At 63.2% G+C, this 10,459-nt stretch carries 10 protein-coding genes and 1 pseudogene; 7 read left to right on the top strand and 4 right to left on the bottom strand.

Features of this window, described 5'->3' with window-relative positions:
- Positions 1-863, bottom strand: a pseudogene (locus QZ588_RS16805) (hypothetical protein); the annotation flags it as partial.
- A gap of 631 nt (positions 864-1,494) precedes the next feature.
- Between QZ588_RS16805 and QZ588_RS16810 the strand changes: the two are divergent.
- The 3 genes from QZ588_RS16810 to QZ588_RS18185 are packed head-to-tail and all read left to right on the top strand — an operon-like array spanning position 1,495 to position 2,488.
- On the top strand, positions 1,495-1,905 hold the full coding sequence (locus tag QZ588_RS16810) for a transposase (protein WP_295544120.1): 411 nt from the start codon (positions 1,495-1,497) through the stop codon (positions 1,903-1,905).
- Positions 1,886-2,161: a hypothetical protein gene (locus tag QZ588_RS18180; RefSeq protein WP_366929596.1), complete on the top strand. Its 276-nt coding sequence runs from the start codon at positions 1,886-1,888 to the stop codon at positions 2,159-2,161. The genes QZ588_RS16810 and QZ588_RS18180 overlap by 20 nt, the downstream gene beginning before the upstream one ends.
- Before the next feature lie 48 nt (positions 2,162-2,209).
- Entirely contained in the window at positions 2,210-2,488 is a 279-nt protein-coding gene (locus tag QZ588_RS18185; RefSeq protein ID WP_366929597.1) for a transposase, read from the top strand.
- A gap of 14 nt (positions 2,489-2,502) precedes the next feature.
- Here the strand turns inward: QZ588_RS18185 and QZ588_RS16820 are convergent, their stop codons facing one another.
- Positions 2,503-4,314 carry a PAS domain-containing protein gene (locus QZ588_RS16820; protein WP_295544123.1) on the bottom strand — a complete coding sequence of 604 codons (1,812 nt, stop codon included), beginning with the start codon at positions 4,312-4,314 and terminating at the stop codon, positions 2,503-2,505.
- A 503-nt stretch (positions 4,315-4,817) separates the two neighbouring features.
- Here QZ588_RS16820 and QZ588_RS16825 point away from each other — a divergent pair.
- The 3 genes from QZ588_RS16825 (at position 4,818) to QZ588_RS16835 (ending at position 5,909) form a co-directional block, all read left to right on the top strand.
- The gene (locus QZ588_RS16825) at positions 4,818-5,102 is read left to right on the top strand and encodes a hypothetical protein (protein WP_295544125.1); all 285 of its coding nucleotides are present in this window, start codon (positions 4,818-4,820) and stop codon (positions 5,100-5,102) included.
- A gap of 45 nt (positions 5,103-5,147) precedes the next feature.
- Complete coding sequence (locus tag QZ588_RS16830) at positions 5,148-5,648, top strand: helix-turn-helix domain-containing protein (protein ID WP_295544134.1); 501 nt, start codon at positions 5,148-5,150, stop codon at positions 5,646-5,648.
- Positions 5,649-5,762: 114 nt separating this feature from the next.
- Positions 5,763-5,909 (top strand): hypothetical protein, encoded by a 147-nt coding sequence (locus QZ588_RS16835; RefSeq protein ID WP_295544127.1) that lies wholly within the window; start codon positions 5,763-5,765, stop codon positions 5,907-5,909.
- A 378-nt stretch (positions 5,910-6,287) separates the two neighbouring features.
- Here QZ588_RS16835 and QZ588_RS16840 read toward each other — a convergent pair whose 3' ends face one another.
- The gene (locus QZ588_RS16840; RefSeq protein ID WP_295544129.1) at positions 6,288-8,456 is read right to left on the bottom strand and encodes a PhoX family phosphatase; all 2,169 of its coding nucleotides are present in this window, start codon (positions 8,454-8,456) and stop codon (positions 6,288-6,290) included.
- Between the two features lie 232 nt (positions 8,457-8,688).
- Here QZ588_RS16840 and QZ588_RS18190 point away from each other — a divergent pair, with 232 nt between their 5' ends.
- Complete coding sequence (locus QZ588_RS18190; RefSeq protein ID WP_366929598.1) at positions 8,689-8,829, top strand: hypothetical protein; 141 nt, start codon at positions 8,689-8,691, stop codon at positions 8,827-8,829.
- A 246-nt stretch (positions 8,830-9,075) separates the two neighbouring features.
- Here QZ588_RS18190 and csm6 read toward each other — a convergent pair whose 3' ends face one another.
- Entirely contained in the window at positions 9,076-10,272 is a 1,197-nt protein-coding gene (gene csm6 / locus QZ588_RS16845; protein WP_295544131.1) for a CRISPR-associated ring nuclease Csm6, read from the bottom strand.
- Positions 10,273-10,459 lie beyond the last annotated feature (187 nt).

The raw sequence follows: 10,459 nt of genomic DNA on the forward strand, positions 1-10,459 counted from the left end.
ATATCGATGCCCTTGTGCATGCTGCGACGACCGGTGATGGGGTGGCGGCGGTAGCCGAACCCAGAGGTCACGACGCCGCCGACGCGCAACGGCCAGCCCTCGGGTGTGCTGTGTCGCTTCAGGTCTCGCTCCATGATGAGCGTTTCCAACAGCACCAGCTTGCGCTTGCGATCATCCAGATCCGAGAGCACCTCGGCCAGATCCTGGGCCATATCATCGACGTTGGTCTTTTGCGGCGCCGCCTCGTCCGGCCCCCCCGCGGGGGCCGGGTTGGCGAAATCGAACTCGTCTTCGTCCAGACCGGCCATTTCCACCAAACGCTGAACGAGGGCGTTGATGCGCATGATCTCGGCCTGCATCACGCCGACACGGGCGGCGACGGCGTCGATGTCGGCGGCGGCACGGTCTCTGTTCTGTAATCCATCTTCCGTATTTGTAGAGGCTGGCTCTAGTGGTTTGTTATTGGCTCTAGCGATGCCCCTCTCCTGCCTCACCGCGGTATTGGGATCGGTTTCGTTCGATAAAACACCGTCAACATGGTCAAGTATACGCGCGCGGCTCTGCAGACCTGTTAGAATGCAATCGGCATGACCCCTACAAGTCTCCATACTTCTGATCCAACCTATTTGCTGGCGCTTGAGTGTGGCCTTATCATTAGTTGCCTGGCGCGCTTCTTTGTAGTACTTCCCAACAAGATCGTCGGCCTTCGACAGGTCAGGGTGCGCACAGATGGCTAATTCGTTCGGGGTTGACGCTTTGCTACAATCGAAGCTAGCCGCTTGTGTAGCACCAGAAACGTAGGTTAATAAGCCAAGGATACCAAGGGTCAGTTGTCGCGTATGGTTGTTATCAGTATGAATCATTGCCAGATTCTCCTTGCAGGGTCGGGTGAATTGGTTCTGTCAGTTGCCGGGGACAACTGTGCTTTTTTACTTGCTGAAGGTTCAGTCCGGAGTTTCGGGGTTTTGATGTCGGCAGACTTAGCGTGACCTATGTTTTAGGATTTTCGGTGGGATTTGCGTGTGACGCGGGGAACCCACCAAAACTCCCTTTACCTGTCCGCGCAGGCCGCCCAACGCTACGAAGCTTCAGTCTTACTAACCGTTCATCAAGTCCTTGCAGGCCGCGGCCTCGGCATCCAGGATATAGCGGTAGTGCGGATGGTGGAAGAAACCGGCAACCACCTTAGGCAATGCGCGCAGTGGTCGCAGTGCACAGCGCCTGGTCCTTGAAGTTGAGCCTGTTGTCGACCGCCTGCTGGGCGATATGCGGCGTGTGGGTGGGAATTTTGAGCGGCCATGGCGGGTCTAGGGTAAGCCACGTCGAAGATGCCCGGGTATGATGCCCGTCTCACTGCCGGGTGCCTGTTGTCAGCAGATCTGCCGTTTCGGACCTGCTCAGCAGGTCATATCAAGGGCACCTTGAAAAATTCGCCGCTCCCGGCGGCGCCCGGGTAACATCGTCGGGGTCGGACGCCCACGAGGTCAGCGCACCATGCCCAAACCCGGGTTGTTCGACATCGGCCGCCGCCTGGAGAGCATCAGCCGCATGGGCGACCCGTTGGAGCGGCTCGCCGCGGAGATTCCTTGGGAGCTGTTCCGGCCGTTGCTGGAGCAGGTGCACGAGAAAGCGCGCAAGTCCGCAGCCGGACGCAAGCCGTTGGATGTGGTGCTGATGTTCAAGGTCCTGATCCTGCAGACGCTCTACAACCTGGCCGACGAAGCGGTGGCGTATCAGATTCGCGACCGTCTGTCGTTCATGCGCTTGCTCGGCCTGCAGATGCACGACGGCGTGCCCGACGGCACCACGGTGTGGCGGTTTCGCGAGCGGCTCATTCGAGACCACCGCGGCGAACGTCCACGACAGCCAGGTCTTCGACGCCATCATCGACCCCGACAACGCTGATCCGCAGGTCTGGGCCGACAGCGCCTACCGCAGCGAACAAACCGAGGGTGCCCTGAGCAGGGCGGGCTACGAGCGCCATCTCGGCGAGAAGGATGGGAGTAATCAACCCCTGAACGACGAGCAGCGGGCGGCCAACCGCATCCGCTCCAAGGCGCGCTCGCGTGTCGAGCACGTCTTAGGCTCTCAACACAATAGCATAGGCGGCAAGCTCATCCGCACCATCGGCAAGGCGCGAGCCGAGGTCAAGATCGGCTGATTGTAAGCTCAGATTTCGTCTAGAAGTACATCATCAAGCACTGATGCGATTGCCCGGGCACCGAAGACCAGCGATTGCAGGCGACAGCCATGCACGGTTGAGCCGGGTGGCGAAGCAGGCCAACAAAGCCGTCCGCAGCGCGAACAAGCCATGGCTGCTGGGGTGGCCTCGCCGCAGCTCGCCGAGCGCAGCGCCAAGCAGCTGGTGCGCCTGTATCGCCAGTGCATGCAGAGCGAGGAGACCTTCCGCGACATGAAGCGCCAGCACTTCGGCGAGCGCCGCAAGCGCAGCCGCTCGCGCAGCGTTGGCGCCGGCGGTGATTCATAGGGTGTGGACCGCGATCAGGCGTCCTGCGGGATGGGCACGCGCAACGACACTCGGGTGCCGGGATTCAGTGCGTCGAGTTGCAGCCGCCCGCCGATCTCCGTGCTGCGCTGGCGCATGTTCCTGAGCCCCCGCCCGGGAATCACCTGATCTTCCGTCAAACCGATGCCGTCGTCGGCGACGCTGAGCTGAATGCAGCCGGCGACCGGCGCGGCGACGACGATATCCACGCGATTGGCTCGGGCGTGGTTGAGCGCATTGTTCAGTGCCTCTTGCAGAATCCGCATGATTTGCAAAATCACCCGAGCATCCAGGCTGGGGGACGCCGCCAGATCCACTTGCCACGCGACGCGAACAGGGCTTTGCTCCAACCGGCCCTGCATCCGGTAGCGATAGTTGGCCAAAGTCGTTGCCAAGTCACTGTCCTCGGCGTCGAGCGTGTCCACCACCAGCCGCATGTCGTCGAGGCACTCCTGCAACAAGTCGCTCGCCTCTGCCGTGCTCACCCGGCCGTGCGCCAGTTGCAGGCGCGCGGTGGCGAGCTGCGACCCGAAGCCGTCGTGCACATCGCGCAGCAGCCGACGGCGCTCTTCCATGCGCGAGCGCTCGGTCTCCGCCGCCAGCAAGTCGGCGTGGGCCTTGCACAGCGCCGCCTCCGCGTCCTTCTGACGGGTGATATCGGCCAAGACTCCTTCCCACACCGTCGTGCCGTCCGGCAGGTTCCGCGGAATGGACTCGGCGGTGATCCAGCGCACCTGTCCATCCACCACAACGCGCGTCTCGCCGAAAAACGGCGCCTTGTTGGCGAACGCCTCGAGATTCAGCTGCACCCAGGCATCGAAGTCGTCCGGATGGACACAGGCGAACCCTTTCATGGGGTCGGACTCGGCTTCGGCGCGCTCGAGACCGGTGAGTTCCAGGAACCGGGTGCTCATGAACGAGAACTTGCCCAGCGGATCATCCGGCTTCAGCACCATGGTGTAGGTGCCGACCGGGATGTTTTCGGTGAGCTCGTAGGCCGTGCGCTCCAATTGCTCGCGTGCTGTCTGCAAGGCCAGCTCGGTCTCGCGCCGCTCGGTGATGTCCACCAGCGACACCATCAGCATCTCGTCCCAAACGCTCGCGCCCGCGAGCACATCGAGCATCTTGCCGTCCTTGCGGCGCACGCGCACCTCGCGGGATGCCACATGGCCATCGCCCGCAAGCGCCTCACTCAAGGAGGCATTCCAGGCCCTGAATGTCTGATAGCGATACTCCGGATCGGGATAGGCGAGCTCGGCCCAGCGCTCCACGGTGGGGATCTGCTCCCGCGCGTAGCCGAAGACGCGTTCGAAAGCGGCGTTGACATAGACGATCTCCTCGTCCTGTCCCAGCGACACCAAGGCGATGGCGACGGGCAGATGCTCAAGCAGTTTGCCGAAGCGCACCTCGCCCGTGCGCGGCGGCTCCGCGATGGCCGGGCGCGGTGACATGGCCATCATCACGCCCTCCCAGATCACCCGTCCGTGCGGCTCCCGTCGCGGGCTGGACTCGATTACCACCCAGGTGATCTCGCCCCGGACCTGGAGCCGGCCTTCCCACCGCAGCGGCTGGCATGCATCGCCGGTTGCCGCATGCGCTTCCACGAGACCCGGGCGATCGTCCGGGTGGATGGCCTGGAACGCCAGCGACGGATCCGCCATGACGGCATCCCGCTCCAGGCCACACATCGCAAGCCAGCGGTCGTTCACGAACCGCAAGGCCTGCTCCCCATCGCGTGCCACCGCAAGGCTATAAACACCCGCTGGAAGGCGTTGGGCCAGGGTCAGGTGGAGTCTTGTGTCACCCAAGGTTCGCGGCTCCCCGAGTGTCCTGCGCGGGATCGTTGGGCGGCCGCAGCCCTGCTCGTCAGGGACCGCAGTCCCGGACTTCTGGGCATTGCTTCCTGGTGGTCACGGCATATCCAGGGGCTTTCGATGCGGCCAAACACCCATGTTTATGTGCTGGTGAGTATAGCCCGATTCCGTGATTCCTTGGCGCACAAAGTCGCGAAGTCCTCACTTTAGGCGCGTAAAAACTCCTGGGCGCGGGGTCCGCCATTCACCTCCCACCGCTGGTGAACGACGGCTGCACATCAAACGCGCAGCAGGCACGCCGACGCATACCTGCGGCGGCGTTGCGCGCGATGGGCCTGTCGGGCGAGCGCAGCCGGGTGGCCGCGGGTGATTACTCACACGCGGTCTAGGGTGCCGCCTCGCTATGATGTAATCTTGAAGTGTATGCTGTAACCTCCTGTAAGAGTACAAGAAGGCACGGGCATAGCAGAGGTGATCAGCAGGTCGGTAGGGGGGTCATGGTGGCGGTGACGATTCGGCCCACGGGCAGCTTGCCGGAGATGGAGGGGGCGATCCAGGCGGCGACCACCGCGCTCGGTTGCCGCCCCACCCAGAAGGCACTGAAGCACTTTGACACTGACGGCAGCCCGATCCAAGTCGAGGCGCTGAAGCTCAACGCGCGCGCGGTGCAAATGGACTTGACACAGAAAGCGCTTGCGCCAAGCAGCACTACCCCGAGGCACGCTGGATCGGCATCGCCGATCGCGCAGCGAACAACCAGTGCAGCACTGCTAAAGTCGTGAGACCAGTTCTAAGGTTATGAGGTAAGAGACTGACCAGAATGATTGTTGCTACTCAGAGGTCTATGCACATGCCCCTCCTCGCTGCCACCCCCGTGCACCTTTCGGACAAAGAGCGTTGCGCGTTGGAGGCGTTGGTGCGGCGGCGCAGCGCGCCGCAAGTGCTGGTGGCGCGCGCGCATCATTCTGTTGGCGGCGGCGGGCGTTGGTGTGCGTGCCACCGTGGCCAGGTTGGCGCTCGGGCGCGCCACGGTGCAGCGTTGGCGCCAGCGCTGGTTGGACAGTGCTGCGTCATCGCCGGTCCTGGAGCGGCTGATCGACGCACCACGGCCGGGTACCCCGCCCACGTTCACCCCGGAGCAGGTCCGCTCGATCCTCGCGCTGGCCTGCGAGCCACCGCGCCGCGAGGGACGGGAACCAACGCACTGGACGCAGGCGGAACTGGCCGCGGAAGCCATCGCCCGTGGCATCGTCGATGCCATCTCACTGCACTCCATCGGGCGCTTCCTGCGCGAGGCCGACCGCAAGGCGCACCGCACCCGCGGCTGAATCAACACGCCGCGCGATGCCCAGTTCGACGAGCAGTGCCAGGATGTCTGCGAGACGTATCGGCTGGCGTCGGAACGCGCCGTCGCCGGCATCGAGACACGCAGCATTGACGAGATGACCGGCGTGCTGGCGCTCGAGCGCAGCGCAGCGAGCTTGCACTGCTCGCAAGCCGTGGTCCGCCTCGTCGCCGACGCCTGCGGAAACGAGACGTTGGCCAAGCCATTTCGCTGGACCTACACAGGCAAGCCGCTGGCGGCGTGAAGTGTTACATGGCCTCGGCATTTTCACAGCGCAGCACTAAGCATTCCTCGAGCATCAGCTGATCGATTTCTTCCCTACCAGCTGCAGAGTCTCATCGAGACCGTGCGGCGCACCCTTGATCGGTGGGACGGCTCCGGGCTGTTGTCGGAGGTCTCGCGTGCCGCTGCCCTGGCGCTGCATCAGGCCCATCCCGGCAGCGTGATCTTTCTACATGCGCCCTCGCCCCTGATAGCCCGACAAGCTCAGATCTTCGGTTCACTGACCGCCTCTGCCCAAGAGTGCTTGCCGGAGCATGCATCGCACCATTACAGAATAATTGAATGCACATCCATGTGCTTCATTACGTATCCCATGAGAAGACGAGCCGTACGGGACCGCTTACGAACCGATCCGCTTGCCGCTGACTTCGCGCACGGCTATCAAGCTGGGCTTGGACACGCCATCCCGATCGCCGATGGGCCAAATCTTATCGAAGGCTTGACCATCATTGGGATGCTGAATAGCACAGAAAAAAGCCCGCTCGTCGCCGGAGAACTCCGGACCGCAGATTTCACCGCCGGGGACGCCACTCAGGAATTGCCTTAACAAACCACGACCGGGGCCGGCTGTCGGCACAACGAAGACGCCATCGTTCTGACCGAAGCCGACACTTCCACTAAAAAACTGGCCGTCGGTTGAGATCCAAAGGTTCCCATCACTGTCATGCACTAGATTATCAGGATCCGCGATCGGACTAACACCCACTGCAACGGGATCGATAATGTTACCGAAGCGCGTGTCGTGCTCGGCGACAGCCGGATCGCCGCACTTGACCAGAATATTCCACTTAAAGGTCAAAGCGCCGGCGTCGTTACCGTCTTCTTTAATCTCAACGATGTGGCCATGCTGATTCCCGTTCAGCTTGCTGCCATCCCCAGAGGTGTTGTTGCGCGGATTGGACTCATTGGGCTCTGAACTCACTTCGCGGCCGTTGACAATACGGGTGGCACCCGAGCCGACGACACCGTCGCGACGGGAATTATTGGTCAGCGCGACGAAAACGCTGCCGGAAACAGGGTTTACTTCGATATCCTCGGGGCGGTCCATCGGTGTTGCTCCTGCCACATCGGCAGCCCCGCGGGTATTGATTAGGATCTCGGCCTCCGTCCAGTCGGCAAGTGCCGGGTTGTTCGTGGAGAGTTCCAGCCATTCGCCAGTGCCCATTTCGTCACCGGCTACCGCACCGGTATCGAAGCGTGCCACGTACAACGTACCATCGTCGAAGAGATCCGAATTCGCCTTTCGGTTGATCCGACTCACGGTACCTTTGCTGACGAACTTGTAGACGTACTCGAAGCGGGCGTCGTCACCCGAGTACACTGCAATACGGTTATCAGCAGTTACCCGTAAACCGACGCCTTCGTGCTTGAAGCGACCCAACGCCGTACGCTTCTTGGGCTTGGCCGTCGGATCGTAAGGATCGATTTCAACGACGTAGCCAAACCGGTTGTATTCCGTCGCGTCACTGCTGAGATCGAAGCGACGATCAACCTCTTCCCACTTCCGTCGGGAGGCGCCTGCGGGCGGCGCGATACGCTCATTCAGAGCCGCCACATCCGGTTCATTTGCTCGGGTCTGATCAAAGTATCCGAAATACTGGTCGAAGTTTTCCTCACAGGTAAGGTATGTGCCCCAGGGGGTCTTGCCACCCGCACAATTATTGAGCGTGCCTCGAACAACGGTACCGCTCGGATCTTCAGCGGTCTGCAGGAACGGGTGCCCTGCTAGAGGCCCGGTAATCACTACCGGAGTCGAGCCTGTCACACGGCGATTGAACCGCGACCGGCGAGCGAGTCGCCACTCGCCGTTATCCATACGATCTACCTGGATGATTGAAAAGCCGTGTGCCTCAATCTCCACTCCAACCTGCTCCTGGTCACCAGGGATGTAGTTCCTGAACATGTCAGCACCACTGGTGTATTCGTGATTGACGATCATCAACGCCGAACGGCTGGATCGATCCTTCAGGTACGGATAGTACAGCCCGATCAGGCGCTGCCCGAAGCCACCTAGCGAGCCCCGTACGTCGATAATCCGCTGCACCAGTCGAGGTAAGGGGGCCCAGAGTACGAGATCGGCATTGAAGCCGAACTGCCCCGCCTGTGAGGTCGCAGTTTGTTTATCGACGTCGAACGCCGGGGCTCCTGGGAGTATCGGATCACCCCAGCGCACAACCACGTTGTATGCGTAGTTGGGCGGTAGGTCGATATCGGCCAGGTTACCTGGCTCGACTGTCTCGAAGGTCAGGCGATTATTACGATCACTACCGTATGACTGCGCTGAGGCAGTTTGCGGCATCAGCGCGTTGGGAACCATCACAAAAGTGGCAGCGGCAAGCGCGCCAGTGCTTGCGCCCTGCAGGAACCTCCGTCGTGACATCGCACGGTCAAGAACACTCTCGAAGAGCTCGTTTTCGATCAGACGGTGCTTCGTGCCGGGCACCGTATCGATCTCATCATCGGCCAGCCACTCCGGATGGGGCGGCTGGATATTTGTGTTTTGTTGCATGGTACATCTCCGCAGGTGCAAGCGCTTGCGCGTTTGGATGCTTAACTATGTATGAGTGTTCGAAGAGCCACTCGCCGCAGAGGTTAAGGCGGAATGGTGACAATGTGATGTCGATCACTTTAAGAGCAGGTTAAGGTCATCTCGTTGCACACAACTCCGGCTCCCTCCAGTAACACGCTGTAAAGCCTGATAATCAGTGAGGATAAGCATGGGGTAGGCGGTCGAGGAGTTTCTGAATCTGGATCTGGGCGACAAGCGGCGCACGGTGCGCACCGTGCTGCTGGCGGAGCGTTTGGCCGCCGATCGACCTACGGCGAACCCCCGGTGCCTGTGCGGGCTGGCCGGAGACGCAGGGGGCGTCCTTACAGGGTGAGGGCAAGCTCTGGGCCGAAGTGCGCGCGACCGGGTGCTTGGCGAGCGGAGCTTCGTGCTGGCGCCGACGAAGATGCGCAAGGCGTGCCCGGTGTGCGAGCAACTGCGCGCCAAACGGGTGGTGCTCGCGGATCGGCGCGGCGGGCAGCTGCAGGTCACTTGTCTGATCGCCAGCGAGATCAACCCGCCCGCGGGCGAAACGCCGATCGAATGGCGTTTGTTGACCAATGGTGCGCGGCTGCGCCCCCTACGGCGCCGGGCTGGGCGGGCTGGCCGGTGCCTCATCGATGCTGGCGAAGCGCACCGCCTCCGGCGCCAGCCGTAGGGCGGAGCGGCTGTGCGGGCGCCGGCCCTGGGTCTGGATCAGGTAGGGCGCAGCCAGCTGCTCGCCCAGGGCCCTGCGCAGGGCGGCGTTGGTGCGCGCCTTACGCTGGTCGAAATCGTCGTCGCTCATGCCCTGGGCGAGCGCCGTCTCGGTGCGCTCGTACTCGCCGCTGGCCGTGCCCACCAGCGTGGCGTATTCCGCCAGATAGGCCGCGGCCAGCTGCGGATCGCGCCAGCTCAGCGCCGGCTCGCCTTGCTGGCAGCGGCGCGCAATCAGGCTGTAGAAGGCGAGCGGCGCGGCGGGCAGCGGGATCACCTCGCCGCCGGCGCGGATGCGCCGTGCCTGCACATCGATGACCAGCGCCGGCGGCTGCATGGCCCGCTGCGCGCTGGCGATGGTCTCGCCGAAGCTGGCGTGACCGGCGAGCAGGCGCTCCGGCAGGCCCTGGCGCAGGCGCACGAACGGAATCGGCGCCAGCGTGACCTGCGCATCCCGGGTGTCGGCGAGTTGCCTGTCCTGCGTCTCGATGACGCGCGCATAGGGCGTTGGATAGAAAAAATTCCAGCTCTGCTCGAAGGGCGCCGACACCAGCACATGGCTCAGGCGATCCTGCGGGCGGCCGAACAGCGACAACGCGTAGCCGGCGTAGTAGCCCATGGTCTTGCGCCCACCGGCCAGAGACACGTGCAGCGCGCAATCCGGATCGGCGGTGAAGTGGCGCACCGTCTCCATGAGCTGATCGGCCACGCGGGCGTTGTCGGCGACGCTGCGGATGTCGCTCAGCGGCGTGTCCTGGGCATCGGTGATGACCTGGATGTGCGCCGTGCTGAAGGCGGGCGGCGTCAGGCCGTAGTCGGCGCAGAGCCGGGCGAACCAGCCCGGGTCATCCGAGAGCAGGCTCAGCCGCGCCCGCTCGGCGCCCTCGGTGGTGGTGATGAGGCGGATCTCGGTGGGTAAAAAGGCGTCATGGTCCGCCGGCGCAACGGCCAGGGCATAGAGCGTCTCGGTGACGATCTGCGGCGTCAGCCCGGCGACGGCCAGCAGCACGCGCCGCGGGTAGGCCTGCGGTGCACGCAGCGCCGCGGTATCGGCGTGGGCGGTGTGTGCGTCATCAGCCATCTGTGAAGCGCCTCCCCGTGAACGTATCAGGCATCGGCCCCGAGCGCGGGCGCCGGGCCACCGTTGGTGGCGGCTGCGGCCCACACCGGCAGTCAGCCTGGCGCAGCGGGTCGGTGGCGGCGCGGCCGGCAAGCTTGCCGGCCGTCGGCGACGCGCCGACGGTGGCCACGCCAGTGCGGCTCGGCTG

Origin of the sequence: uncultured Thiohalocapsa sp. (assembly GCF_913062725.1) — a bacterium.
Taxonomy (GTDB): Bacteria; Pseudomonadota; Gammaproteobacteria; order Chromatiales; family Chromatiaceae; genus Thiohalocapsa.

Coding starts and splice junctions, on each gene's coding strand:
- QZ588_RS16810 (WP_295544120.1), top strand. CDS start 1,495: ATGCCCAAACCCGGGTTGTTCGACATCGGCCGCCGCCTGGAGAGCATC.
- QZ588_RS16825 (WP_295544125.1), top strand. CDS start 4,818: ATGGTGGCGGTGACGATTCGGCCCACGGGCAGCTTGCCGGAGATGGAG.
- QZ588_RS16835 (WP_295544127.1), top strand. CDS start 5,763: ATGACCGGCGTGCTGGCGCTCGAGCGCAGCGCAGCGAGCTTGCACTGC.
- QZ588_RS16840 (WP_295544129.1), bottom strand. CDS start 8,456: ATGCAACAAAACACAAATATCCAGCCGCCCCATCCGGAGTGGCTGGCC.
- csm6 (WP_295544131.1), bottom strand. CDS start 10,272: ATGGCTGATGACGCACACACCGCCCACGCCGATACCGCGGCGCTGCGT.